The 25,460-nt window shown below is 66.9% G+C and carries 24 protein-coding genes, 1 tRNA gene and 1 pseudogene; 11 read left to right on the forward strand and 15 right to left on the reverse strand.

Features of this window, described 5'->3' with window-relative positions:
* The 4 genes and pseudogenes from J5T34_RS01275 to rpoH all read right to left on the reverse strand — a co-directional run.
* Nucleotides 1–316: pseudogene (locus tag J5T34_RS01275) on the reverse strand (hypothetical protein); the annotation flags it as partial.
* 49 nt (nucleotides 317–365) lie between these two features.
* Nucleotides 366–1,100 (reverse strand): aspartate/glutamate racemase family protein, encoded by a 735-nt coding sequence (locus J5T34_RS01280; RefSeq protein WP_208577815.1) that lies wholly within the window; start codon nucleotides 1,098–1,100, stop codon nucleotides 366–368.
* A gap of 108 nt (nucleotides 1,101–1,208) precedes the next feature.
* The gene (locus J5T34_RS01285; protein WP_208577817.1) at nucleotides 1,209–2,711 is read right to left on the reverse strand and encodes an NCS1 family nucleobase:cation symporter-1; all 1,503 of its coding nucleotides are present in this window, start codon (nucleotides 2,709–2,711) and stop codon (nucleotides 1,209–1,211) included.
* A 387-nt stretch (nucleotides 2,712–3,098) separates the two neighbouring features.
* The gene (gene rpoH, locus J5T34_RS01290) at nucleotides 3,099–3,995 is read right to left on the reverse strand and encodes an RNA polymerase sigma factor RpoH (RefSeq protein WP_217435707.1); all 897 of its coding nucleotides are present in this window, start codon (nucleotides 3,993–3,995) and stop codon (nucleotides 3,099–3,101) included.
* 393 nt (nucleotides 3,996–4,388) lie between these two features.
* Between rpoH and J5T34_RS01295 the strand changes: the two genes are divergently transcribed.
* Complete coding sequence (locus J5T34_RS01295) at nucleotides 4,389–5,264, forward strand: pirin family protein (RefSeq protein WP_174108665.1); 876 nt, start codon at nucleotides 4,389–4,391, stop codon at nucleotides 5,262–5,264.
* 72 nt (nucleotides 5,265–5,336) lie between these two features.
* Here J5T34_RS01295 and ybiB read toward each other — a convergent pair whose 3' ends face one another.
* The 4 genes from ybiB to J5T34_RS01315 all read right to left on the reverse strand — a co-directional run bounded on the left by ybiB (nucleotide 5,337) and on the right by J5T34_RS01315 (nucleotide 9,582).
* Nucleotides 5,337–6,353 carry a DNA-binding protein YbiB gene (gene ybiB, locus J5T34_RS01300; RefSeq protein ID WP_208577819.1) on the reverse strand — a complete coding sequence of 339 codons (1,017 nt, stop codon included), beginning with the start codon at nucleotides 6,351–6,353 and terminating at the stop codon, nucleotides 5,337–5,339.
* Nucleotides 6,354–6,428: 75 nt separating this feature from the next.
* Complete coding sequence (locus J5T34_RS01305) at nucleotides 6,429–7,232, reverse strand: ABC transporter ATP-binding protein (RefSeq protein ID WP_208577821.1); 804 nt, start codon at nucleotides 7,230–7,232, stop codon at nucleotides 6,429–6,431.
* A 76-nt stretch (nucleotides 7,233–7,308) separates the two neighbouring features.
* A complete protein-coding gene (ntrB, locus tag J5T34_RS01310) occupies nucleotides 7,309–8,172 on the reverse strand; it encodes a nitrate ABC transporter permease (protein ID WP_208577823.1) in 864 nt (287 codons plus the stop codon).
* Nucleotides 8,173–8,262: 90 nt separating this feature from the next.
* Nucleotides 8,263–9,582 (reverse strand): CmpA/NrtA family ABC transporter substrate-binding protein, encoded by a 1,320-nt coding sequence (locus tag J5T34_RS01315; RefSeq protein WP_208577825.1) that lies wholly within the window; start codon nucleotides 9,580–9,582, stop codon nucleotides 8,263–8,265.
* On the opposite strand from J5T34_RS01315, the gene J5T34_RS01320 reads away from it, so the two are divergent.
* Nucleotides 9,581–9,814 carry a hypothetical protein gene (locus J5T34_RS01320; protein ID WP_208577827.1) on the forward strand — a complete coding sequence of 78 codons (234 nt, stop codon included), beginning with the start codon at nucleotides 9,581–9,583 and terminating at the stop codon, nucleotides 9,812–9,814. The genes J5T34_RS01315 and J5T34_RS01320 overlap by 2 nt on opposite strands.
* A 151-nt stretch (nucleotides 9,815–9,965) precedes the next feature.
* On the opposite strand, the gene J5T34_RS01325 is transcribed toward J5T34_RS01320, so the two are convergent.
* Complete coding sequence (locus J5T34_RS01325; RefSeq protein WP_208577837.1) at nucleotides 9,966–10,640, reverse strand: ANTAR domain-containing response regulator; 675 nt, start codon at nucleotides 10,638–10,640, stop codon at nucleotides 9,966–9,968.
* A gap of 262 nt (nucleotides 10,641–10,902) precedes the next feature.
* On the opposite strand from J5T34_RS01325, the gene J5T34_RS01330 reads away from it, so the two are divergent.
* Both J5T34_RS01330 and maiA read left to right on the forward strand, forming a co-directional pair.
* A complete protein-coding gene (locus J5T34_RS01330; protein ID WP_208577839.1) occupies nucleotides 10,903–11,607 on the forward strand; it encodes a fumarylacetoacetate hydrolase family protein in 705 nt (234 codons plus the stop codon).
* 4 nt (nucleotides 11,608–11,611) lie between these two features.
* Nucleotides 11,612–12,259 carry a maleylacetoacetate isomerase gene (gene maiA, locus J5T34_RS01335; protein WP_208577841.1) on the forward strand — a complete coding sequence of 216 codons (648 nt, stop codon included), beginning with the start codon at nucleotides 11,612–11,614 and terminating at the stop codon, nucleotides 12,257–12,259.
* A 102-nt stretch (nucleotides 12,260–12,361) separates the two neighbouring features.
* Here maiA and ftsY read toward each other — a convergent pair whose 3' ends face one another.
* Nucleotides 12,362–13,768: a signal recognition particle-docking protein FtsY gene (ftsY, locus tag J5T34_RS01340; RefSeq protein WP_208577849.1), complete on the reverse strand. Its 1,407-nt coding sequence runs from the start codon at nucleotides 13,766–13,768 to the stop codon at nucleotides 12,362–12,364.
* A gap of 60 nt (nucleotides 13,769–13,828) precedes the next feature.
* Between ftsY and J5T34_RS01345 the strand changes: the two genes are divergently transcribed.
* The 7 genes from J5T34_RS01345 to J5T34_RS01375 all read left to right on the forward strand — a co-directional run bounded on the left by J5T34_RS01345 (nucleotide 13,829) and on the right by J5T34_RS01375 (nucleotide 21,764).
* Nucleotides 13,829–15,385 carry a M16 family metallopeptidase gene (locus J5T34_RS01345; protein WP_244258636.1) on the forward strand — a complete coding sequence of 519 codons (1,557 nt, stop codon included), beginning with the start codon at nucleotides 13,829–13,831 and terminating at the stop codon, nucleotides 15,383–15,385.
* An 18-nt stretch (nucleotides 15,386–15,403) separates the two neighbouring features.
* Nucleotides 15,404–16,789 (forward strand): M16 family metallopeptidase, encoded by a 1,386-nt coding sequence (locus tag J5T34_RS01350; protein WP_208578126.1) that lies wholly within the window; start codon nucleotides 15,404–15,406, stop codon nucleotides 16,787–16,789.
* Nucleotides 16,790–16,925: 136 nt separating this feature from the next.
* Entirely contained in the window at nucleotides 16,926–17,585 is a 660-nt protein-coding gene (gene rsmD, locus J5T34_RS01355) for a 16S rRNA (guanine(966)-N(2))-methyltransferase RsmD (RefSeq protein ID WP_208577858.1), read from the forward strand.
* A gap of 210 nt (nucleotides 17,586–17,795) precedes the next feature.
* Nucleotides 17,796–18,281, forward strand: a complete 486-nt coding sequence (coaD, locus tag J5T34_RS01360) for a pantetheine-phosphate adenylyltransferase (protein ID WP_144831552.1) — start codon at nucleotides 17,796–17,798, stop codon at nucleotides 18,279–18,281.
* A gap of 178 nt (nucleotides 18,282–18,459) precedes the next feature.
* The gene (locus tag J5T34_RS01365; protein WP_208577867.1) at nucleotides 18,460–18,720 is read left to right on the forward strand and encodes a YfhL family 4Fe-4S dicluster ferredoxin; all 261 of its coding nucleotides are present in this window, start codon (nucleotides 18,460–18,462) and stop codon (nucleotides 18,718–18,720) included.
* Between the two features lie 227 nt (nucleotides 18,721–18,947).
* Nucleotides 18,948–20,168 (forward strand): hypothetical protein, encoded by a 1,221-nt coding sequence (locus J5T34_RS01370; protein ID WP_208577870.1) that lies wholly within the window; start codon nucleotides 18,948–18,950, stop codon nucleotides 20,166–20,168.
* 39 nt (nucleotides 20,169–20,207) lie between these two features.
* Nucleotides 20,208–21,764 carry a hypothetical protein gene (locus J5T34_RS01375; RefSeq protein ID WP_208577872.1) on the forward strand — a complete coding sequence of 519 codons (1,557 nt, stop codon included), beginning with the start codon at nucleotides 20,208–20,210 and terminating at the stop codon, nucleotides 21,762–21,764.
* An 87-nt stretch (nucleotides 21,765–21,851) separates the two neighbouring features.
* On the opposite strand, the gene pth is transcribed toward J5T34_RS01375, so the two are convergent.
* From pth to ispE, 5 genes are all read right to left on the reverse strand, one after another.
* Nucleotides 21,852–22,442: an aminoacyl-tRNA hydrolase gene (gene pth, locus J5T34_RS01380; RefSeq protein ID WP_208577874.1), complete on the reverse strand. Its 591-nt coding sequence runs from the start codon at nucleotides 22,440–22,442 to the stop codon at nucleotides 21,852–21,854.
* A gap of 157 nt (nucleotides 22,443–22,599) precedes the next feature.
* Nucleotides 22,600–23,211 carry a 50S ribosomal protein L25/general stress protein Ctc gene (locus J5T34_RS01385; protein ID WP_208577876.1) on the reverse strand — a complete coding sequence of 204 codons (612 nt, stop codon included), beginning with the start codon at nucleotides 23,209–23,211 and terminating at the stop codon, nucleotides 22,600–22,602.
* Between the two features lie 147 nt (nucleotides 23,212–23,358).
* Complete coding sequence (locus J5T34_RS01390; RefSeq protein WP_174108633.1) at nucleotides 23,359–24,312, reverse strand: ribose-phosphate pyrophosphokinase; 954 nt, start codon at nucleotides 24,310–24,312, stop codon at nucleotides 23,359–23,361.
* A 79-nt stretch (nucleotides 24,313–24,391) separates the two neighbouring features.
* Nucleotides 24,392–24,468: transfer RNA gene (locus J5T34_RS01395), tRNA-Gln, on the reverse strand.
* Nucleotides 24,469–24,526: 58 nt separating this feature from the next.
* Nucleotides 24,527–25,399, reverse strand: coding sequence for a 4-(cytidine 5'-diphospho)-2-C-methyl-D-erythritol kinase (gene ispE, locus J5T34_RS01400; protein WP_208577878.1), 873 nt, complete (start codon nucleotides 25,397–25,399; stop codon nucleotides 24,527–24,529).
* Nucleotides 25,400–25,460: the final 61 nt, after the last annotated feature.

Consider the following 25,460-nt stretch of genomic DNA (forward strand, 5'->3'; position numbering starts at 1 on the left):
GCTCGAACTCGCGCAGGATGCGCCAGACGCCGGCGCGCGAGCCGTATTCGTAGATGCTCTCCATGCTCATGTGGCGGTCCGGATAGGCCGCCGCGCCGACGATCTCGGAGAGGAACTGCTCGGAGGCCGCGTCGCCGTGCAGCACGCAGTTCTCGCCGCCTTCCTCGTAATTGAGCACGAACTGCAGCGCGATGCGCGCGCCGCCCGGCCAGCGGGCATGCGGCGGCTGCGCGCCGTAGCCGATCAGGTCGCGGGGGTACGGTTGGCCGGCATCGGCGCCGGACGGCGGGCGGGAAGGGGAGATCGAAGTGGACATGATCTGCGGTGAGCGGAAATCGATGGGAGCGGCGAGGGACAGCGGCGCCTCAATTGATCGCGAACGGTGCCAGCATGCCGGCATACGGCTTCGGCAACGGTTTGGCCCAGTCGCCGCGCTTGCTGGTGCGCAGCCGGATCGCGACCAGCGACTCGACCATCTTGACCGCCGACACCACGCCGTCGATGACCGGCGCGCCGATCGCGTCGGCGATCTCCTCGCACAGGTCCGTCATGCCGGCGCAGCCGAGCACGATGCAGTCGCTGCGGTCCTGCGTCAGCGCCTGGCGGCAGGACTCGGTGATGATCCGCCGCGCATCGGAGCCGGGCCGCTCCAGCTCCAGCACCCGCAGGTCGCAGGCGTGCACGTTGCGGCAGAAGCGTTCCATGCCATAGCGCTCGGCCAGATGCCACGCGATATTGCAGGTGCGCGCCAGCGTGGTCACGACGCTGAAGCTGGTGCCGATCAGGCTGGCCATGTGCATCGCGGCCTCGGCGATGCCGATCACCGGTCCACGCGCCATCTCGCGCGCCGCGTACAGCCCCGGATCGCCGAAGCAGGCGATCACGTAGCCGTCGACGCCGTCGGCCTCGCCCAGGCGAATCTCCTCGAGGATGCCCGGCACCGACAGCGCTTCGTCATAGTGGCTCTCGATGGAAGCGGGACCCATGCGCGGGCTGACCGCGACGATACGCGTGTCGGGCGAGGCCACGGTGCGGGCGCATTGGCCGATCTTGTCGGTCATGCTTTGCGTGGTATTGGGATTGATGATCTTGAGCTTCATGGCAACGGTCGGGGTCGGGTGACACAGTGACTCGGAAAGACGATCGGCAGGATGCCTGCCGCCGGTCCGGGCGCGGCCGCCATGGCGGCTCCCGGACCGGCGACGCGGTCAGGCGGTGGCGAAGAAATGCGGCATCATGCGGCGCGCCAGCAGGCGGTACAGCACCAGGGCGATGCCCATGCCGATGAACCAGCTGTAGTTGGCCAGTCCCTGCCAGGCCGGCACCACCACGCACAGGATCGGAATGATCGCGGCCGGGATCATCGTGGCGATCGCTACCGGGTTGTAGCCGCGGGTGTACCAGTACTTGCCCTGCGCACGCATCGTGTACAGGTCGTCGACATCGATCTTCTGCCGGCGCACCAGGTAGTAGTCCGAGATCAGGATGCCGAACAGCGGTCCGATGAAGGCGCCCAGCACGTCCAGCGTGTAGTGGATGACCTGCGGGTTGTTGTACAGATTCCAGGGCGTGATGAAGATCGAGCCGACCGCGGCGATCATGCCGCCGGTGCGCCAGCTGATGTGCTTGGGCGAGACGTTGGAGAAGTCGAACGCCGGCGACACGAAGTTGGCGACGATATTGATGCCGATGGTGGCGATCATGAAGGTCAGCGCGCCCAGCACCATGGCGAAGGTGCTGTCGATATGGCTGACGGTCTCGACCGGGTCGGTGATCAGCTTGCCGAACACCGGCAGCGTGGCCGAGGTCGTGATCACGGTCAGCAGCGAAAAGCCGAGGAAGTTGACCGGCAGCCCCCAGAAATTGCCCTTGCGGACCGCGCCGAAATTCTTCGCGTAGCGCGAGAAGTCGCCGAAGTTCAGCATCGGGCCGGAGAAGTACGACACCACCAGTGCGATCGCGGTCAGCATCACCGGCACCGCTTCCCAGCCGCTGTACTTGACGAAGCTCAGCGTGAAGCTGATGTTGTTCCAGCCGGCCTTGTTCACCAGCCAGATCGCCAGCAGGATCATCACCACATAGACGGCGGGGCCGGCCCAGTCGATGAACTTGCGGATGGTCTCCATGCCGGTCCAGAACACCAGCGCCTGCAGGACCCACAGCGTCATGAACGCGGCCCATCCCAGCGTCGAGAGCCCGGCGAAGCCATGCAGCTTGACGTCGGCGTAGGGCGCCAGCGAGGGGAAGAAATGCAGCGCCAGGATCAGGAAGGCCGACGAGGCCAGATAGGTCTGGATGCCGTACCACGCCACCGCGATCAGGCCGCGGATCACGGCCGGGATATTGGCGCCCAGCACGCCGAACGAGGCGCGGCAGATCACCGGATACGGCGTGCCGGTGACCTGGCTGGGCTTGGCGACCAGATTGCAGAAGAACTGCACGATGACGATGCCGACCAGCAGCGCCACCAGCACCTGCCAGCTGGACAGGCCCAGCGCGAACAGGCTGCCGGCGGTGATGTAGCCGCCGACGCTGTGCACATCCGACATCCAGAAGGCGAAGATGTTGTAGGTGCTCCAGGTCTGCTTCTTCAGCGGCGCGAGGTCTTCGTTGGTCAGCCGTTCGTCGTACGAGGGCTTGATCAGCGCGTTGCCGTGGTGGACTGACGCGCTGTCCTGCAGCTCGGCGGCAGGCGCGGTGGTGTGCATCATGTTTGTCTCCTCAAGGCGATGCCATGCGGTGGTTGGCGCGCGGGCGCGCCGGGCGGGCGGTATGGACCGAAGGATTCGGGTCCGCTCTCAGGATTTGTTTTGTGGACAGGATTGTCTACAAAATCGTTTGTAGTTGTGTACGGATTTGTAGATCACCGCTCAGTGATTGTCAACATCACGGCGGGCCGATACGGGCAAACCCCGAGGAGAGGGCGCATCGGTGCGGCGTACGGCGCGCAGCCGGCGGTCAGGCACGGTGGCGGGGCAGCGCAAAAGAAAAGGGCCGGGTCCCTTGCGGAACCCGGCCCATCCTGCCGTCGTCCCCGCGCATGCGGGGACCAGCGGCTTATGGCAATGGCTTACGGCTTGCTGCTTGTCGGTATCCGATCAGGCGAAGGCCTGCAGCGCGCCCTTCATCTTCTTCATCGCGGCGGACTCGATCTGGCGGATGCGCTCGGCCGAGACGCCGAACTCGTCGGCCAGTTCGTGCAGCGTGGCGCCGCCCGAGCCGTCGTCGTTGACCTGCAGCCAGCGCGCCTCGATGATGCGGCGGCTGCGCGGATCGAGCTTGGTCAGCGCCTGTTCCAGGCCCTCGACCTGCATCCGGTCCTGGCGTTTGGCCTCGAGCACGCGGGTCGGCTCGTTATGGTTGTCGGCCAGGTAGGCGATCGGCGCGAACTCCTCCTCGCCGTCGTCGACCTGGCCTTCCAGCGCCAGATCGCCCCCCGACAGCCGGGTTTCCATCTCCATCACTTCCTCGGGCTTGACGTTCAGTTCGCGGGCGACCGCGTCGATCTCGTCCGGGGTGAAGGTATGGGCGCCTTGCTTGTGGCTGCGCAGGTTGAAGAACAGCTTGCGCTGGGCCTTGGTCGTCGCGACCTTGACCATGCGCCAGTTGCGCAGCACGTACTCGTGGATCTCCGCCTTGATCCAGTGGATCGCGTACGACACCAGCCGTACGCCCTGATCCGGATCGAAGCGCTTGACGGCCTTCATCAGGCCGATATTGCCTTCCTGGATCAGGTCCGCGTGCGGCAGGCCGTAGCCCAGATACTGGCGCGCGATCGACACCACCAGGCGCAGGTGCGACAGCACCAGGCGGCGGGCGGCCTCGACGGAATCGTGGTCGCGCAACTCGCGCGCGAGCCGCTGCTCCTCCTCGGCGGTGAGCATCGGAATACGGTGGACAGCCTGGATATAGCTGTCGAGATTGCCCAGCCCGGCGGGCAGGGTCAGGGCCATGCTGTTGGCGCGCTGGGGCACCATCGGCAGGGTGTTGTTCATGGTGATCGAATCGGCAGACAGGACTGCGTTCACTCAGGGCTCCTTTCGCATCCGGCGGGTGGCATGCCCGCGTGCAGAAAGCGTCATCGGCGGCTTTGCCGGCGCTTCCCGCATTGCAATGCAACGCATATTAGCACTCCAGCCGGGTGAGTGCTAATTGGAGTCCGGGCGACTGTGATAGTTCCAGGATATCGCAGAAAACTCTTCATAGCTGCTGGGTGGACTAAAAATCGCCCGGAAAGCCGGATGCGCAACATCGGTCCAATCGGACGGCAATGGGGTTAGAGGGCCGGCCTCGGCCGGGGTTCAGCTGCAGGGACCATGCCATGCCGCCACAAGGGGCTACACTTGCCAGCATTGCGTCGATCCGCCCACGCCCTTGGAGTGTCAGCCATGTCCGCCATTGAACATCTGTTGAAACCGCATGTAAGAGATATCGGCGACTTTTCTGTGCGGCGCGTACTGCCCTCTGCCGCCGCCCAGACCGTCGGGCCGTTCATCTTCTTCGACCATATGGGCCCGGTCCAGCTGCCGGCCGGCAAGGGCATGGATGTGCGTCCTCATCCGCATATTGGGCTGGCTACCGTCACCTATCTGTTCGAGGGCGAAATCGTCCATCGCGACAGTGTCGGCAGCGAACAGACCATCCGGCCGGGCGATGTCAACTGGATGACCGCGGGCAGCGGCATCGTGCATTCGGAGCGCTCGCCGCAGGCCGCGCGGGACGCCGGCCCGCGGCTGCACGGCATCCAGACCTGGGTCGCGTTGCCCCGCGAGCATGAGACCGTGGCCCCGTCGTTTTTCCACCATCCGGCGGCGACGCTGCCACAGCTGGTCCATGGCGGCGCCCGCATCACCGTGATCGCCGGCGACGCCTTCGGGGCCCGCTCGCCGGTGCAGGTGTTCAGCCGCACGCTCTATGCGGCGCTGGAACTCGACGCCGGCGCCAGCCTGGCGATTCCGCCGGAGCACGAACAGCGTGGCCTGTACCTGGTCGACGGCGCGGCGGCGATCGACGGCATCGCGCTGCCGGCCGAGCATCTCGCGGTGCTGACGCCCGGGGTCGAGGCGACCGTCACGGCGCTGGAGCCGACGCGGCTGATGCTGCTGGGCGGCGAGCCGGTCGATGGCCGGCGGCATATCTTCTGGAATTTCGTCGCCAGCAGCCGCGAAGCGATCGAGGAGGCGGCACGGCGCTGGGAGAACGACGAGTTTCCGCATGTGCCGGGCGAGACCGAGCGGATTCCGCTGCCGCCGCGGCGGGTTTGACCAGGGAAGTCGCTGGTTGGCGCCCCTCACCCGCTTGCGGGAGAGCGGCTGGGGGAGAGGGAAAGGTTTTCGCTACAGCGGACTGACCCAGCTGACCCGCGCACTCTCCCGCAGGCAGGCCAGGATCGTCTCGATCTGCGTCGCGATCGGCGCCGGCACCGGCACGGCGCCGGACAGCACCTGACGGATCCACGCCGCGGTCAGCGCCACGTCGGTGCCCGGCGGCAGCGCCGGCACGTCGGCGACGGAGCCCGACATCGGATCGACCAGCGTGCGCTGATGGCCGTCGTGCAGCCAGTCGATGCGGCTGCCGCGGCGGGCGTCGGCCACCACCTCGCCCTCGGTGCCGCGCGCCAGCAGCACGTTGGCCGGCTCGTGCGAGAAGTAGTCGGTCAGCGTTTCTCGATATTCGGGATGGGTGTAGCTGTACAGCCGCAGCGCCTCGGCCGGCGTATGCGCGCCGACCGGCTGCAGCATCTTGACGATGGTGTGCGAGGAATTGCGCAGCCCGATCACGGTGCGCTTGTCGAGCAGCGTCGACAGGGCCGGCGACAGCACGTCGATCGGCAGCACCGCCAGCGGACCGGGATCGGTATCGCCGCCGCGGCCAGGCAGCGCCAGCCGGCGCGCGGCCTCGTCCACCGTCGCGCACGGCGGGATCCCCAATGCCTCGAACAGCATGATGCTGGTAACGCGCTGATTGAACTCCCGGGTTCCATGTATCAGCACCGGGATGCCCTCGCGCGCGAGCAGCAGCGCCAGCAGCGGCACCAGATTGGGCTGCTTGCGCGCGCCGTTGTAGCTCGGAATGACCACCACCTGGCGCTCCGGCGCGGGCAGCGGCAGGCAGTGCGCATGCGCGGCCTCCAGCATGCCGGCGAGCTCGTGCGGGGCCTCGCCCTTGATCCGGTACGCCATCAGCACGGCGCCCAGCTCGAGGTCCGAGACCCGTCCGGCCAGCATCGCGTCGAACAGCAGCCGCGCATCGTCGCGCGGCAGCGCGCGTGCGCCGGCCACGCCGCGGCCGATTTCCTTGATATAGGGCGCCGCGGAAAAGCGCGGCGTGGTGTCGTGGCGGTCAGAAGACATGGCGGTGCGGGGAGGGCGGATTTGGACCGATGATAGCGCGATACGTCGAGCCGCCCCGCGCCAACTCGGGCGCGCTCATGCCGCCTGCTGCAGCGCCGGATGACACTGCTTGCGATACAGGAAATCGAGCACCGCGGTGCGGCAGGCCAGGTAATCGGCGTCGCTCGCCAGCGCCATGCGCTCGCGCGAGCGCGGCAGCGGCACAGGCAGGATCTCGCCGATGGTCGCGGCCGGACCGTTGGTCATCATCACGATGCGGTCGGCCAGCAGCACCGCCTCGTCGACGTCGTGCGTCACCATCACCACCGTGCTGCGCGTGGCGGCCACGATCTTCAGCAGCTCGTCCTGCAGATGGGCGCGCGTCAGCGCATCGAGCGCGCCGAAGGGCTCGTCCATCAGCAGCATCTTCGGCTCCATCGCCAGCGCGCGGGCGATGCCGACGCGCTGCTTCATGCCGCCCGAGATCTCGTGCGGGTACTTGTGCTCGGCATGCGCCAGGCCCACCAGCGCCAGCGCATCGCGCGTGCGCGCCTTCAGCTGCGTCTTGCTCTCGCTGGCCGCAAACACGCGCTCCACGCCGAGATAGACATTGTCGAAGCACGACAGCCAAGGCAGCAGCGAATGGTTCTGGAACACGACCGCGCGGTCCGGTCCCGGACCGGCAATCTCGCGGCCGGCGCAGATCAGCGTGCCGGTGGTCGGGGCGGTCAGGCCCGCCAGCAGATTCAGCAGGGTCGACTTGCCGCAGCCCGAATGGCCGATCAGCGCGATGAATTCGCCGGCGGCGATGGCGAGGTCGATATCGCGCAGCGCGACGAAGGGCCCCTTGCGGGTCTGGAAGGTCTGGCCGACCTGTTCGATGCTGACGAATTTGTCCATATGTCCTCCGGGGACCGAGGCGTCCGCCGCTGTAGTGCGTTGTTGTGAGCCGTTGCGGTGGTTTCGTTGCCGTGGATCAGCCGCCGTACTGAAAGCGCCGCGCCAGCGCCAGCAGCGCGTGCTCGAGCAGCAGGCCGACCACGCCGATCACCACGATCGCGATCACGATGTGCTCGACCTTCAGGTTGTTCCACTCGTCCCACAGCCAGAAGCCGATGCCGGTGCCGCCGGTCAGCATCTCGGCCGCGACGATCACCAGCCACGCGGTGCCGATCGACAGCCGCACGCCGGTCAGCATGTAGGGCAGCACCGCGGGGAACAGCACGCGCGTGAAGACCTTCCATTCGGACAGGTCGAGCACGCGCGCGACGTTCAGATAGTCCTGCGGCACACGGCTGACGCCGACCGCGGTATTGATCACCATCGGCCAGATCGAGCAGATGAAGATCGCCCAGATCGCCGCCGGGTTGGCCGCCTTGAACAGCAGCAGGCCGATCGGCAGCCAGGCCAGCGGCGACACCGGCCGCAACAGGCTGATCACGGGCGCCGCCATGCCGTTCAGAAAGGCGAAGCGGCCCAGCGCGAAGCCGGCCGGAATGCCGATCAACGCGGCAAGCCCGAAGCCGGCGCCGACGCGCGCCAGGGAGGCCAGCACGTTCCAGCCGATGCCCTGGTCGTTGGGGCCGTTGCGATAGAACGGGTCGGCGAACAGCGGCAGCGCCGCCTGCCAGGTCGCGCCCGGCGTGGGCAGCGCCGGAATCCAGCTGGCGATGCCATGCCAGGCCAGCACGAATAGCGCCAGGCCGAGCAGCGGCGGCATCAGCTTGGCCGTGGCGGCGGAAAGCGCGGCCCGGCGCGCGGCACGGCGGGCCGGGCTCGCCGCATCTCGATCGGCCGGCATGGCGCCGGTATCCTGCGTCGACTGCACGATGACGTTCATTGCGGACTCCTGGTTGTGCCGCTTTGCCCGCGGCCGGTGGCATCCGATGCGGCGCGCCCGCGCCGGTACCGCGCCCGAGCGCGAGCGGCTTCAGACCTTGATCTTGAAACCGTCGGCGTACGCCTTCGGGTCCTTGGTCGCGTCCCACACCACGCCGTCCATCAGCTTCGCGGTGCGAAATTCGCTGGCGGGCAGCGGCACCTGCGCGGCCGCGGCGGCCTGCCTGTAGACGTCGATCCGATTGACCTTGCGAGCCACCGCCAGATAGTGCGGGTGTTCCTTCAGCAGTCCCCAGCGCTTGTGCTGGGTCAGGAACCACATGCCGTCGGACAGGAAGGGGTAGTTGGCATGGCCGTCCTGATAGAACTTCATCGCATGGGGGTCGTCCCAGGTCTTGCCCAGGCCATTGGAGTAGCGGCCCAGCATGCGGTCGAGAATGATGTCCATGTCGGTGTTGACGTAGGACTTCGCGGCGATGGTCTCGGCCGTCTTGCGCCGGTTCGATGCCGACGCGTCGATGAAGCGCGAGGCCTCGAGCACCGCCGCCACCATCGCGCGTGCCGTGTTCGGATACTTCTGCACGAACTCGGCGGTGGTGCCCAGCGTCTTCTCCGGATGGTCGCGCCAGATGCCCTGCGTGGTTTCGGCGGTAAAGCCGATGCGATCGGCAATCGCGCGCGCGTTCCATGGCTCGCCGACGCAGAAGCCGTCCATATTGCCCACGCGCATATTGGCCACCATCTGCGGCGGCGGCACCGTGATCGCGCGCGCCTCCTGCATCGGATGGATGCCGTTGGCCGCCAGCCAGTAATACAGCCACATCGCGTGCGTGCCGGTGGGGAAGGTTTGCGCGAAGGTGTACTCGCGCTTTTCGCGCGTCATGTAGGCGCGCAGGCTGGCGCCGTCCTTGACGCCCTTCTCGGCGAGCTTGGACGACAGCGAGATCGCCTGACCGTTGTGGTTCAGGTTCATCAGCACCGCCATGTCCTTCTTCGGTCCGCCGATGCCCAGCTGCACGCCATAGACGAGCCCGTACAGCACGTGCGCGGCATCGAGCTCGCCGTTGACCAGCTTGTCGCGCACGCCGGCCCACGAGGCCTCCTTGGTTGGCGTGATCTTGATGCCGTACTTCTTGTCCAGCCCCAGCGTGGCCGCCATCACGACCGAGGCGCAGTCGGTCAGCGGGATGAAGCCGATCCGCACTTCCGCTTTCTCGGGCGCATCCGAGCCCGCGGCCCACGCCCCGGCGCGCACCATCGGATCGACCAGCGTCATCACGCTGGCGCCCGCAATGGTCGCCAGCGCGCGGCGACGGCCCTGGCTGGCGGGCGCCGCTTCGGCGCCGCCGTCGATGGCATGGGCAGCGACCGCCGGGCGCTTGGGCTTGGCGGGACTGAGGCGAGAGGGCATGCAAGGCTCCAAAGAAAAAGCGTCCCGCTCCGCCGCGCCGCAGGGCACGGAGGATCAGGACGCCGTTGTCCGGGAATGCCGCGGGTCGTCGTCGACCGGCTGCATCGTGTGGTGCCGGCCGCCGTTGACCGGTACGGCTGACATCTCGCAATCCCTGTGCCATGCAGCATCGCGCGCCGTGGGCACGACGATGGCGCGCACATGCCGCGCGACGGTGCCGAAATCCGCGTGAAAGCAGGGCGTGCGCCGCAATGGTGGTGCGCTTGCCGTGCAGCGCACCGGACGTGTCGGCCTCGGCGTTGTGCATTGCACCGGCGGCGTGCGCGCCGGGGCCTTCGCGAAGGGCCGTCGGTGAAGGACCGCGTGCGCCCCGGAGGGCAGCGTCAGCTCATCACGTCGATCACGCGCTGCGCGGCATCGACCAGCTTGATGCCGCGCTCCATCGCCATGGTGCGCAGGCGCTTGTACGCCTCGTCCTCGCTGAGGCCGCGCGCCTGCATCAGCAGGCCCTTGGCGCGCTCGACCAGCTTGCGTTCGGCCAGCTTCAGCTTCGTCGCATCGAGCTCCGCGCGCAGCGCCTGGTCGAGCTGGAAGCGCGCGTAGGCGACGTCGAGCACGGTCTTGACGCGTTCGGCGCGCAGCCCGTCGACGATATAGGCGGTGATGCCGGCGGTCAGCGCGGCCTTGATGCGCTCGGCATCGTCGTTGTCGGTAAACAGCACGATCGGGCGGGGCGCGTGCTGGGTCGACACGCATACGTGCTCGACCGTATCGCGCGCGGCCGACTCCGACGCGATGATGATCAGGTCCGGCTGCCGCGCGGCGATGATGTCCGGCAGCGCCAGGTCGGCGTCGGCCGTCTCGACCTCGCTGAAGCCGGCGGCCGCCAGCCCGGCGCGGATGGTGTCGACGTTCAGCGGATCGGCGTCGAGCGGATCGCGCACCAGCAGAATGCGCAGCGGGCGTCCGCTGGAAGCAGGGGCGGCCGGCGCGGTGGCCGAGGGTGCGGCCGATGGTGCGGAACCCGCGGGCGGAGGAGGGGACGGGCGGCGATTCATGGTTCGGTCAGGAGGTGGCCGACTCTCTGGGGCCGCTTTCCGCGGCCGCTGTCTGGCAACGGATTCACGCAAGAATCACGCCCGCTTTTGGCCCGCGGCTTGCCCCGCGATGGGGCGGCGGGTGTATGCTGATGCCCTGCCGCGGGGGCCGGCAACCCGTCCGGGCCCACGCGCGGAAGGCACCATGCGCGTTGGCCGGCGCAGCGCAGGTCCGCGGCTCGCCCTTCCGTTTCCATTCCAAATCCATCCAGTGGAGAGATGCATGACCGAGGAGTTCGTATTCCAACCCCCCGCGCCCACCGGCGTGCCGGTGCGCGGCAGCAGCGCGCGTTTCCCGGTGCGGCGGGTCTACTGCGTCGGGCGCAACTATGCCGCCCACGCACGCGAGATGGGATCGGATCCGGACCGCGAACCGCCGTTCTTCTTCTGCAAGCCGAGCGATGCGGTCAGCCCGATCGCGGACGGCGCGGAGGGCACGTTCCCGTATCCGCCGGGCTCGAACAACGTGCATTACGAGGTCGAGCTGGTGGTCGCGATCGGCAAGGGCGGGCGCGACATCCCGGTCGAGCAGGCCGCCTCGCATGTGTTCGGCTATGCGGTGGGCCTGGACATGACGCGCCGCGACCTGCAGAACGAATCGAAGAAGACCGGCCGTCCCTGGGAGACCGGCAAGGCCTTCGACCATTCGGCGCCGATCGGCCCGATCGTGCCGGTGCAGGCCATCGGCCATCCCGAGCGCGGCGCGGTGACGCTGGCGGTCAATGGCGAGGAAAAGCAGCGCGGCGATCTGTCCGACCTGATCTGGTCGGTGCCGGAGATGGTGTCCTATCTCTCGAAGCTGTTCGAACTGCAGCCGGGTGATCTGATCTATAGCGGCACGCCCGAGGGCGTCGGCCCGGTGGTCAAGGGCGATCGCATGCAGTGCGCGATCGAAGGCGTGGGCGAACTGGCGGTCAAGGTGGTCTGAAGCGATGCTCAAGCTCTACAGCTATTTCCGTAGTTCCGCGGCGTTTCGCGTGCGTATCGCGCTGGCGCTGAAGGGCCTGCCGTTCGAATACGTGCCGGTGCATCTTCTGAAGGATGGCGGCCAGCAACTGAGCGAGCAGTACCGCGCGCTGAACGCCAATGCGCTGGTGCCGACGCTGCTCGACGGCGATCATGCGCTGTCGCAATCGATGGCGATCGTCGAATATCTCGACGAGACGCATCCCGAGCCGCCGCTGCTGCCCGGGACGGCGCTGGACCGCGCCTACGTGCGTGCGGTCTCGCAGTCGATCGCCTGCGAGATCCATCCGCTGAACAATCTGCGCGTGCTCAAGTACCTGAAGCACACGCTCGGCGTCAGCGAGGAAGCGAAGGATGCCTGGTACCGCCACTGGATCGAACTCGGTTTTGCCGGCCTCGAGGCCACGTTGACGCGCGAGGGCAAGGCCGGCCGCTTCTGCTTCGGCGATACGCCGACGCTGGCCGATATCTGCCTGGTGCCGCAGGTGTTCAACGCGCAGCGCTTCCAGGTCGATCTGGAACCCTATCCGACCATCGTGCGGATCTTCGACGCCTGCATGGAAATGCCGGCGTTCCAGCAGGCCGCACCGAAGGCCCAGCCCGACGCGGAGTAGCCCACGCCACCAGGCGCAGGGCCGTCAAAGAAAAACGGGCGCCGCTGTTTTCAGCGGCGCCCGTTTTTTGTTGCTGCTCTCGCGGCCGTTGCCGATGCGCGTTCAGTCGCCCAGCAGCGCCTGCGCGAACTCGTCGGCCTTGAACGGCTGCAGGTCCTCGACCTTCTCGCCGACGCCGATGAAGTAGACCGGCACCGGACGCTGCCGCGCGATCGCGGCCAGGATGCCGCCCTTGGCGGTGCCGTCGAGCTTGGTCACGATCAGGCCCGTCAGCTCCAGCGCATCGTCGAAGGCCTTGACCTGCGCCAGCGCGTTCTGCCCGGTATTGGCGTCGATCACCAGCAGCACCTCGTGCGGCGCGGTGGGCATCGCCTTGCCGATCACGCGCTTGACCTTGCGCAGCTCTTCCATCAGATGCAGCTGCGTCGGCAGCCGGCCGGCGGTGTCGGCCATCACGATGTCGACGCGGCGCGCCCGCGCGGCATTGACCGCGTCGAAGATCACCGCGGCCGGATCGCCGCTCTCCTGCGCCACCACGGTGACGTTGTTGCGCTCGCCCCAGATCGTCAACTGCTCGCGCGCGGCCGCACGGAAGGTATCCCCCGCGGCCAGCAGCACCGATTGGCCGTAGTGCTGGAAGTGCTTGCACAGCTTGCCGATGCTGGTGGTCTTGCCGGCGCCGTTGACGCCCGCGATCATCATCACCATCGGCTGCTCGCGGCCGAGCGCCATCGTTTTTTCGAGCGGACGCAGCAGCTCGGTCAGCAGATCGCGCAGCGCGACGCGCACGCCCTCGGCGGTGTCGATGCGCTCGCTCCTGACGCGGCGGCGCAGTTCGCCGAGCAGGTATTCGGTGGCCTCGACGCCGGCATCGGCCATCAGCAGCGCGGTCTCCAGTTCCTCGAACAGCGCCTCGTCGACCTTGACGCCGACGAACAGCGTGCTGATGCCGCGGCTGGTCTTCGACAGGCCGGTGCGCAGCCGCTGCATCCAGCCGCGCTTGGCCTCCTCGCTCGGCGGCGGGACGGGGACCAGCACCATCTCCTCGTCGTCGTCGGCGGTGGTGACGGACGCGGGCGGGAACAGCGGTGCCGGCTGAGGCGGTGCTGCGGGAACCGGTTCGGCAGCGATGTCGCGCGCCGGTTGGGGTGTTGCTTGTGGTTCGGGTGGTGCCGCGGCGGGTAGCGCCGGCTCGCGCAGTGGCTCGGTTTGCGTCGACACCGGCGGCGCCGCTTCCGCCGCGGGCTGCGACGATCGCGTGAACCAGGACAGCGGAGACAGCCGGGACGGTGCGGGCTTGGGTTCGGCCGCCGGTGCGGCCGGCGCCGGTGGTGCCGGCGGTGCAATCGGCGCGGAGGGCGCCGCCGTTTCCGGCTGCGGCGGAGCGGCGGCGACCGACGGCGCTTCGGCGGCCGGTGCCTGCGCTGCCGGGGCCGATGTTGCTTCGGCTGGCGCCTCGGCGGGCGCGCCGGCCGGCTCGGCCTTGCGCTTCTTCCAGAAACTAAACATTGGGAAAGGGGTCCATACCCCGGTAGAATCAATCGCCAAAATTCTAGCAGACGGGGTCGCATGAACCATCGCGCAGGGTCGACCGCGGCGTCGACGTGGCAGGGCGCAACGCCCGCCCATCAGCATGTCACCAAAGGCGCCGACCGGCGCCGGCATTCTCCCTCGTCATCATGGCGGCCGCATCGTCTGGCCGGATGGACCGCGCTTGCACTGCTGGCGGCCAGCGCCTGGCTGCCGCTGGCGCATGCGCAAGGCGTCGCGGTCGACGCGCCGCCGGCCCCGGGGGCGGCGGTACAGGCGGCGGTTGCCGACAGCGGCACCACCGAGTTCAAGCTGGCCAACGGCATGCGCGTGATCGTCAAGGAAGACCACCGCGCGCCCACCGTCGCCCATCAGGTCTGGTATCGCGTCGGCGGCATCGACGAGGTCAGCGGCACCACCGGCGTCGCCCATATGCTCGAACACATGATGTTCAAGGGCACGCCCAAGGTCGGGCCGGGCGAGTTCTCCCGGCAGATCGCCGCGCTCGGCGGCCGCGAGAATGCGATGACCAATCGCGATTTCACGATGTATTTCCAGCAGATCGGCAAGCAGCATCTGCAGCGGATGACGGAGCTGGAAGCGGACCGGATGGCCAATCTGATCATCCGCCCCGAGGAGTTCGAGCGCGAGATGAAGGTCGTGATGGAAGAGCGGCGGCTGCGTACCGACGACTCGCCGCGCGGCACCGTCTACGAACAGCTGCTGGCCACCGTCTATACCAGCGCGGGCTACCGCCACCCGGTGATCGGCTGGATGAACGACCTGGTCAATATGCGCGTCGACGATGTCAGCCGCTGGTATCGCGAGTGGTACGTGCCCAATAACGCGATCCTGGTAGTGGCCGGCGACGTCAAGCCCGCCGAGGTGCGCGCGATGGCCGAGCGCACCTACGGCAGGCTCAAGCCCCGCGCGCTGCCGGTGCGCAAGCCGCAGATCGAGCCGCCGCAGAAGGGCGTCAAGCGGATCTGGGTCAAGGCGCCCGCCGAGAATCCCTATCTGGTGATGGCCTACAAGGTGCCGCGCCTGCGCGATGTCGAAAAGGACATCGATCCGTATGCGCTGGAGGTGCTGGCCGCCGTGCTCAACGGCTACGACAATGCGCGCCTGACGCGCGATCTGGTGCGCACGCAGCGGCTGGCCGACGACGTCAATGTCGGCTACGACGGCATCAATCGCGGCGAGTCGCTGTTCGTGCTCGACGGCACGCCGGCCAACGGCCATACCACCGAGGAGATCGAGCGCGCCTTGCGGCAGCAGATCGAGCGCATCGCGCGCGAAGGCGTGTCGGACGAAGAGCTGCGGCGGGTCAAGGCGCAGGTCGTCGCCGGCCAGATCTACAAGCGCGATTCGGTGTTCGGCCAGGGGATGGAGATCGGCGTGGCCGAGATCGCCGGCATCTCGTGGCAGCAGCTCGATCGCATCCTCGAACGGGTCAAGCAGGTCACGCCCGAGCAGGTCAAGGAGGTAGCGGGCAAATACTTCAGCGATGACAACCTGACCGTGGCGACGCTGCTGCCGCAGCCGATCGATCCCAACCAGCCCAAGTCCCAGGCCCCGTCCGGCCTGCGCCACTGAGGACCGCCGATGTTCGCCATGGATTCGCTCTCGTTTTCCCGTCCCTCGGCCCGGCTGCGCCGAGCGCTGGTCGCCGCCGCCGGCCTGCTGGCCGGTCTGGGCGCCGCCACCGCACAAGCCGCCATTCCGATCGAACACTGGACCGCATCGACCGGCGCCCGCGTCTATTTCGTCCGCAGTCCGTCGATTCCGATGCTCGACATCAACGTCGACTTCGACGCCGGCAGCCGTTATGACCCGGCGGGCAAGGCCGGCCTGGCGGCGCTGACCGCGGCGCTGCTCGACAAGGGCACCGGCGCCGTCGATGGCCAGCCGGCACGCGACGAGGCGCAGATCGCCGACGCCTTCGCCGATACCGGCGCCAGCTTCGGCGGCGCGGCAGGCGGCGACCGCGGCGGCATCGGCCTGCGTACGCTGACCTCCAACCCGGAACTGACGCAGTCGGTCACGCTGGCCGCGCAGCTGGTCAAGGCGCCGACCTTCCCCGAGGCCGTGGTGGCGCGCGAGAAGGAGCGCATGATCGCGGCGATCCGCGAGGGCGATACGCGCCCGGGCGTGATCGCCGACAAGCTGCTGTCGAAGGCCATCTACCCCAACCATCCGTATGGCATGTCGGCGACCGCGGAGTCGGTCGCGTCGGTCACGCGCGCCGATCTGGAACGCTTCTGGCGCGACAACTACGCGGCCTCGCGTGCGGTGGTCACGCTGATCGGCGCGATCGACCGCCGCCAGGCCGAGCAGATCGCCGAACTGCTGACGCGCGGCCTGCCTACCGGTGCCGCGCCGCCGGCGATGCCGCCGGTCAAGATGGACATCGGCGCCAGCGTACAGCGCGTCCCGCACCCGGCGCAGCAGGCCACCGTGGTGCTGGGGCAGCCCGCCATCGCCCGCGGCGATCCCGACTATTTCGCGCTGCTGGTCGGCAATTATGTGCTCGGCGGCGGTGGCTTCAGTTCGCGGCTGACCGAGGAGGTCCGCGAGAAGCGCGGGCTGACCTACGGCGTCGACAGCTATTTCGCCCCGTCCAAGCAGCCTGGCCCGTTCGGCATCGGCCTGCAGACCAGCAAGGCGCAGACCGACGAGGCGCTGGCGCTGGTGCGGCAGGTGCTCAAGCGCTTCGTCGAGGAGGGGCCCACCGAGGCCGAGCTGAAGGCGGCCAAGGACAATCTGATCAACGGCTTCCCGCTGCGGATCGACAGCAACCGCAAGCTGCTGACCAACGTCGCCAATATCGGCTGGTACGGACTGCCGCTGGACTATCTCGATACCTGGACCGCGCAGATCGCCAAGGTCGACCGTCAGCACGTCAGGCAGGCCTTCCAGCGCCATGTCCGCCCCGACGCGATGGCCACCGTGATCGTCGGCGGGCCCCCCGGCGGCGCGCCGACCGCCGCGGCCCGCTGAGCCCGCGGGCGATCCCCGCCGGCGTTGGTCTGACGCCGGCCGGGGCGCGGCGCTCGGTGCGCTGGCGCGCATAGCGATTCGGCGGCCCGGGCGCGGCCGCCGCAGCGCCGACCGCGGCAGGCTCTACAATCACGGGATGAGTCCGCGTTCCCCCTCTCCGCAGCCCGCCGCCGGCGGGCGCAGCCAGACCGCGCCCCGTGCGCGCGTCCCCTCGTTCTCCTCCCGTCAGGCCCCCGCCCAGGTGCGCATCATCGGCGGCAGATGGAAGCGCACGCCGCTGCCGGTGCTCGACGCCGAAGGTTTGCGGCCCACGCCGGACCGCGTCCGCGAGACGCTGTTCAACTGGCTGGGCCAGGACCTGAGCGGCCAGCGCTGCCTGGATCTGTTCGCCGGCTCCGGCGCGCTGGGCTTCGAGGCCGCCTCGCGCGGCGCCGCCCATGTCGCGATGGTCGAGGCCAATCCGCGCGTCGTGCGCCAGCTGCGCGAGAACCAGGACCGGCTCGGCGCCGAGCAGATCCAGGTCATTCAAGGTGATGCGTTCGCCATTGCGGCCCAGATGCCGGCCGCCAGCTTCGACGTGGTCTTTCTCGATCCCCCGTTCGCCGAGGACTGGATCGGCCCGGCGCTGGCCCATGCCGAGCGGCTGACGCATGCCGCGGGGCTGGTCTATGTCGAATCGGAGAGCCCCTTGCAGGGCCCGGATGCGCCGGTACCAGCCTCTCTCGAGATCGTGCGTCACGCACGTGCCGGCGCGGTGCATTTCCACCTGCTGCGCCATCGCGGCGCGGCCGACTGATTCGGCCCGCTGGCGCATCGCCCGCCGGTGCGCGATGATCGCCCAAGGCGCTCGCGCCAGCTTGGCGCGGCGGCTTTCAAGCCGTGCATTTAGGGGTACACTACGCCGCTGTCGCCAACGCTCGCCTGGCGGCATCGGCGCAAGCCGGCTGCAAAGCCGGTGCCGGTGCGGCTTGCCGGTTCACGGCAGCGGGCAGAACAAGGAGGAAGCATGGTCGTCGCGGTCTATCCCGGCACGTTCGATCCATTGACCCGGGGACACGAGGATCTGGTGCGCAGGGCGTCCAATATCTTCGATGAACTGGTGGTCGGAGTCGCCCATAGCCCCAACAAGCGCCCCTTCTTTTCGCTGGAGGAGCGCATCGGCATCGCCAAGGAAGTGCTGGGCCACTATCCGAATGTGCGCGTCGACGGCTTCTCGGGCCTGCTGAAGGATTTCGTGCGCAAGAACAATGCGCGCGTGATCGTGCGGGGCCTGCGCGCCGTGTCGGACTTCGAGTACGAGTTCCAGATGGCCGGCATGAACCGCTATCTGCTGCCGGACGTCGAAACGATGTTCCTGACCCCGTCCGACCAATACCAGTTCATCTCGGGTACTTTCGTGCGAGAGATCGCGGTGCTGGGCGGCGACGTCAGCAAGTTCGTGTTCCCTTCGGTCGAGCGCTGGCTCAAGGAAAAGATCGGCAAGGGCGGCTGAGCCCCCGGTCTCGATCGCCAGCGCCTCAGCCCGTGGCCGCCCTCGGCGTGCCGGCCCGAAAACGCCTAGAATACGGGCTTCGGAAACCGTCAGGACGCGGCCAGTCGGGCGCGGGCGGCTCCGACGGCCGACCGCATGCAAATGGCACGGCGATGGCCGGACAGCAGAAGGAAACACCATGGCGCTGATGATCACCGACGATTGCATCAATTGCGACGTTTGTGAGCCCGAGTGCCCGAACGAAGCCATTTCGATGGGGCCGGAAATCTACGAGATCGACCCCAACAAATGCACCGAGTGCGTCGGTCACTTCGACGAGCCGCAATGCCAGCAGGTGTGCCCCGTCGCGTGCATTCCGCACGATCCGAACCGGGTCGAAACGCATGAGGTGCTGATGCAGCGCTATCGGCTGCTGACTGCGGCCAAGCACGCTGCCTGAGGCGGCGCGGCCGCGTTGTAGACGCAGCAACAACGGAACCCCGCTATCCGACGATAGCGGGGTTTTTTTACGTCGATGGCTGCCATTTTGGGTTGCCTATCCAGCACACCGCCACATCTTGGTAACAATTGAGATCAATAGTTGTCGGGCACTGATGGTTTGTTAAGTACGCGCATTCGCTAACGTGCAACCGTGCATGGCATCCCCCAACAGCTCGGGAGAGCGCCATGCCGCAAGTCTGTACCGAGGGTCATCCGCGTCCGGCATTGCCGGGTACCCGCACCCATGAGACCGCGCCGTTCCGCCAGTGCAAGGGCCATCTCCACTACGATGGATCCGCCATCGCCATGCGCGACGATTCGCACGGAGTCGTGGCCGCACTGGCGAGGATATTCTCGCGGTCCGGCATTCCAAGAGGCACGCCCGAAACGGAAAACGAGCACATCGCCCGCTTGCCGAAACTGGCGACCGACAAGATTTTCGCCTACCTTGCCGACCCCTTCGAACGCGCCAGACTCGCCCTGACCTGTCGTCTCCTCCAGCAGCAGCTCAAGCCTTATTGGCCAGAGTTCGAATTGTTTCGGGATCTGATTGCGAGCAGGAAGAGCCTGAGCTACATGTCGCAGCCGTCTTGTATGGCCGATGTGACGCTCCTGCTCGATCTCCTGACCGGGGACCGTTGGACGAGCTGGCGCGCAAGAACCGTATTCGTGGAGACGTTCAAGCGGCTGGGCAGGATGTACCCCCGCATACCGGAGCGGGCCTTTCGCGAGGTATGGCCATTGTTCAACGCGCTCACCCGGAAGGCCAAGCAAGACGTCCTGCAAGAGGCGTTCCACCTTGCGTTGGAGCGTTCCCCAAATTGGGTCGTCATGGTGCTGACCGAATTCGCACGCCGGACGATTGGTCAGCAAGACATCGGTGCCGACTTCCACGACAAGCTGCTTCAATATGCAGCGCCGCTTCTGCGTGACCCGATTACCAGGAAAGAGGCGGAGCTGCTGATCGGAGCCATTGCGCAGCGGCTGCACGACACCACGCGAGCCCGGGACGAAAGAAGGTGGAAAACAATACTGTGGTTGGTGCCCCCTTCGACCTCTGTCAATTCGGCCGCCGTGCTCGGTTTGGCCAGGACCGCCATCCTCATTCAGTGCCGCTGGGAAACACGGGGCCAACAGTGCGAAGACGGCTTTGCCGCCGTATCAATGATGCGAAACCGGTTCAAGGCATTTCCGTCCGCTGTCGCGATCGAAGCGTTCGTGGCGTGCGTTTCTATTCCGGAAGAGTCGGACGCTGAAGAGCCCCACATATTGCATTTCAGGGACAGTCCACGGAGCGCAAAAGACTGTGCCCGAAGTCAATGCTTGCAGAACGAAATTCTGGCGGGCAGGTACGAGCGTCACGTCGTGCGATTATGCGAGGCCGCAGGGGGCGGTGCGCAACGGTAACGAGGTTTCGCACGAGGCAGGGCAGAGGAGGGACGATCAATGAGCGAGGAATGCTGTCACGTTACATGTGCGAGCCGCATCGTCGAACGGACAGATGCGCTGCCTCAAGCCCGACATATCGCCCTTGCCAATTCGTCCTTGTACTTTGGATGGAGCGGCATTGCCCTATGCCGGGCCGGCGCTTTTGTCGAGTCCATCACGGCCTTCTTCCGCGCCAATCCGTCGTCGTCGCCCTTGACCACACGATTCAGCACTGATGGTCCCAGGCACGCGATTTCGCAAGCCGCAATGGCGTTAGGTACCGCGGCCTCCATTGTGGAAATCGTGATCACGACGGTCGTGTTCGGCAGGCACCTGCGCGCGCGTTTTCGAATCGCAAGGCAGCTTGTCGCTACCAGGGAACTGCGCGAGATATTTATAGAGCGAATTGCACGCCAAAAGAGCGCGGCAGCGATATCGCGGGCCATGGCGATGACGTCCGCGAGTCGTGGAGCGAGTGCCGCATATCCGCTTGGGCGGAGCACTTTGTCTCAGCCGACTTCAACGAGCGCACCGGTCGGCCCGGGCGCCATGGCGGTGCTGGCAGTCGGCTATCTGCACTATCAAACCGCGCAGATGGACCGCCGCGAGGCCTCCGATACCTTGAAGCACTCCTTCGTCATGTTTGCCCGCGACGGCGTTTTGCAGGGCGCGGGGGTCGGCTGCAACCTGGCGTTGCTCTGGGACGGCCTGAAGATCTCCGAACTGCTGCACCTGGTGGCAGTGCCTATCCATGCCATGGCGACTACGATCTGCGGTTTTGCCTTCAGTCTCGGCTGCGGTGCGCTACATATCATCGCCGGTGCACTGCGGTGGCGCGACGGTCTGAAGAAGCTGGCGGCAGCGCGTGAAGCCCTGAATGCAATAAGACGGGCCAAAAGAATAGTCAAGGAAGCGAAGGAGAGACGGCAAGCCGAGTTGGCCAATGCGGCCAGGGTAGCGGTGTCCTTGGTATCGCATGCCAAGCGCAACGAACGGCGCGCCCGGGATGACGCCAGGAGCCAGATCCGCCTGGGTAAATGGCGGATGACCTATGGCGCTGCCGCGATGGCGGTCGGCGGGGCTTCCCTGGCCCTGTTCCTTGTCGTGGGCGGGGTGTCAACCGGAGGCATACTCATCGGCATCGTCGGCGGGTTGGCATTGGCGGGCTGGACCCTCCATGCGGGATATCGCCATCGCAAGGCCGCGAAATCCGTTCAGGATGCGATCGAGAAGGGTAATAGCAACGTCGCCGCATCGGGGGACGGTGCGCTCCGGGACGATCAGCCGCTGGCGCTGGATGGCGCGATCGAGCAAGCGATCCAGCTGCTGGACAGGGCTGGTAATCCCGATACGGACTCGCGCCGGCTGATCAAGCACACGCTGATGCAGTTGGGCCTGGACCGCGCAGAGCTTTGGCCGCTGCGTTTTTGTTTGCCGGATCCGGCCGCCAAGGGCCCCCTCGTCGAGGAACTGAAAATAAAGATCCGCAATCTTGTGGACGGCGATGGCGCGCGGTGCGCTGCCGAAAAAAGGTTGGTTCCCGTTCCGGACGCCGAGCGGGCCGCGATATCGTGAACCGCCCGCCCGTGAACCGGGCTTGAACCGCCCTACCGCAACGCGCACCTGGGCTTCGCAGCGGCTCGGCAGCGACTACTCAAAGCATCATTTGGCCGAATGCAACTGCATCATTGCGCGCTCCGCCTCTCCCTTGGCCAGCAGGGACAAATGCGCCACGCTGCGGTCGATCGCCTCGTCGATCGCCTGCTGCTCCTCGCGGCGGGGGGGCTTGAGCACGAAGTTGACGACGTCTTCCCGATCGGCGGCGCCGCCGGCGTTGCGCGGATGTCCGACGCCGATGCGCAGGCGCCAGTAGTCCGGCGTCGACAGATGCGCCGAGATGTCCTTCAAGCCGTTATGCCCACCGGAGCCACCACCGCGCTTGAGCTTGACCGCGCCGGCCGGCAGATCCATCTCGTCGTGCGCGACCAGAATCTCGTCCGGGAGGATCTTGTAGAAGCGGGCCAGCGACACCACCGCCAGGCCCGAGCGGTTCATGAAGGTCGACGGCTTCAGCAGCCAGATATCCTGATCCCACAGGCGCGCGCGCGCCGCCAGCCCATGGAAGCGGCCTTCCACGCGCGGCGCGGCGCCGGCCATGCGGGCCAGCTGGTCGATCAGCCAGAAGCCGGCATTGTGCCGGGTGGCTTCGTATTCCGCCCCGGGGTTACCGAGGCCGACGATGAGCTTGATCATGGTGCAAACGGGTTCGGGGGCGGGCACGCACGCAGCCATTCCGGCGCGCCGCAGCAGGCAAGCATACGCGAAAAAAAACCGCCGGACGAACCGGCGGTCTTTGTGGCGGCGCCTGTCGATACGACAGTGCCGCGGGTCAGCCGAGGGCTGGCGCCGATCAGGCAGCCGGCGTTTCGCCTTCGCCTTCGCTGGCCGCTTCCGACACGCCGCCGGCCGGCAGCGCAACGGTCGCCACGGCGGGGTTGTCGTCGCCGTGCGTGATCGGGGTCACGCCCTTCGGCAGCTTCAGGTCCGACAGGTGAATGGTCTGGCCCAGTTCGACCGCGCCCATGTCCACTTCGATGAATTCCGGCAGGTCGCCCGGCAGGCACGACACTTCCAGTTCATTCAGGATGTGGTTGATGATGCCGTGGCCCAGCTTCACGCCAGGAGCGGTTTCCTGGTTCATGAAGTGCAGCGGCACCTTGACGTGGATCTTCTCGGTGGCCGACACGCGCTGGAAGTCGACATGCAGCACCAGCGGCTTGAACGGGTGCATCTGGAAGGCGCGCAGCAGGGCCTTCTCGGTCGTGCCGCCCACTTCCAGGTCGAGGATCGACGAGTGGAAGGCTTCCTTCTTCAGCGCGTGGAACAGCGCGTTGTGATCGAGCTCGATCATCTTCGGTTCGGCGGTGCCGCCGTAGATGATGCCGGGGGTCTTGCCGGCGTTGCGCAGGCGGCGGCTCGCACCCGTACCCTGTACGCTACGCTCGAAAGCGATGACTTTCATTGTGGACTCCAAAAAGTAAGAGGGCTGCCCGCGACCAGACAGCCCGATGAATCGGCGCCAGGTACGGTGACCGGGCGCCTCTGCATCGCATCGCCGCTTGCGGACAAGCCGGCGGACGCGACAAAGCCTTGAATTCTAACAGGAAGCTCAGGAATCGGCGAACAGCGACATGATCGAGTCGCCCTTGACGATCCGGGTGAACGTCTCGGCCAGCAGCGAGGCGGTCGACAGCTGGCGGATCTTGCCGGTCTGGCGCGCATCGTCGCGCAGCGGAATGGTGTCGCAGACGACCACTTCGTCCAGCGCCGACTCGGCGATGCGGGCGGCCGCGCCGCCGGACAGCACCGGGTGGGTACAGTAGGCGAACACCTTCTGCGCGCCGCGTTCCTTCAGCACCTGGGCCGCCTTGCACAGCGTGCCGCCGGTGTCGATCATGTCGTCCATGATCACGCAGTTGCGGCCGTCGACCTCGCCGATGATGTTCATCACCTCGGCCACATTGGCCTTGGGACGGCGCTTGTCGATGATGGCCAGGTCGCAGTTCAGCTGCTTGGCCAGCGCACGGGCGCGCACCACGCCGCCGACGTCGGGCGAGACCACCAGCAGATCGCCGTAGTTCTTTTCGCGCAGATCGCCCAGCAGCACCGGGGAGGCGTAGATGTTGTCGACCGGGATATCGAAGAAGCCCTGGATCTGGTCGGCGTGCAGGTCCATCGTCAGCACGCGCTCGACACCGGCCACTTCCAGCATGTTGGCAACCACCTTGGCCGAGATCGCGACGCGCGCCGAGCGCGGGCGGCGATCCTGGCGGGCATAGCCGAAGTAGGGCATGGCGGCGGTGATGCTGCGTGCCGAGGCGCGCTTGAGCGCGTCGACCATCACCATCAGTTCCATCAGGTTGTCGTTGGTCGGCTGGCAGGTGGACTGCAGCACGATCACGTGCTTGCCGCGGACATTTTCCTGGATTTCGACCTGGACTTCGCCATCGGAGAATCGTCCCACCAGCGCCTTGCCCAACGGAATGCCGAGGTGCTGCACGACAGCCTCCGCGAGTTTGGGGTTGGCGTTGCCGGTGAATACCATCAAGCCGTCGCTACTCATGAGGGGCACCTGTCTTGCTGCTGGGGGATGGTCGCCGGCGCTGCCGGCGACGGATTCTGCAGATCTGCGAGGAATGTAATGGCAGGGGAGGAAGGATTCGAACCCTCGAATGCCGGAATCAAAATCCGGTGCCTTAACCGACTTGGCGACTCCCCTACACAACCGGGACCGTTCTTCGTTGCACCGACAGCGCACAACGCCGAACGAAAACTTGCTATGCGAATGCTGCGAGCGGATGGCGCGACAAGCTTCTCACGCATCTGCCATCCCATTCGGGAGGCAACCGATCGAGTACCTGTTGCGCAGTTTGCGCGTCAGTATAGCGCGCGAACACACAGGCACCGGAACCGGTCATCCTTGCCTCCGGACTGAACTGTTTCAGCCAGGCAAGGGCTCGGGCAACTTCGCCGAACTTCGCTGCTGCTATCGCTTCCAGATCGTTGCGACCGAAACCGAATTTGTTTGTGCAAGCAGCGAAGTCCGCAATTATGGAGATGGGCGTATTCCTTGTCAAGCGTTCGTCCGAAAAAATTGCTGCGGTCGGCACATGCTGACGTGGATGAATGACGACGAACCAGCTGTCCGGCAGATCCACCGCGGCCAGCTCCTCGCCGATGCCTTGCGCGAAGGCGTTCTGGCCGAACACGAAGAAGGGCACGTCGGCACCCAGGCTCAGGCCGATCCGCATCAATTGCTCGCGCGACAGTCCCAGCCCCCACAGGCGGTTCAGCGCCAGCAGCGTGGTGGCGGCGTCGGACGAGCCGCCGCCGATGCCGCCGCCCATCGGCAGCACCTTGTCCAGCGCGATCTCGACGCCGTAGCGGGTACCCGTGGCGGCCTGCAGGGCCCTGGCCGCGCGCACCACCAGATCGCTGTCGGCCGGCACGCCGGGCACGTCGGTCGCACGCAGTACCGCGCCGTCGTCGCGGCGCGCGAAATGCAGCGTGTCGCTCCAGTCGATCAGCTGGAACACGGTCTGCAGCGTGTGATAGCCATCGGCGCGCCGGCCGGTCACATGCAGGAACAGGTTCAGCTTGGCCGGGGCGGGGCAGTCGCGCAGTTGGGCGGGAGGCAGGGGGGCGGACATCGGGCCGTAGCAGGTCGGAGGTCGGATGAAATCGATCAGGTCGGACGGATCGGACGGCGGC

It is taken from the genome of Cupriavidus gilardii, assembly GCF_017598945.1.
Classification (GTDB): Bacteria; Pseudomonadota; Gammaproteobacteria; order Burkholderiales; family Burkholderiaceae; genus Cupriavidus; species Cupriavidus gilardii_E.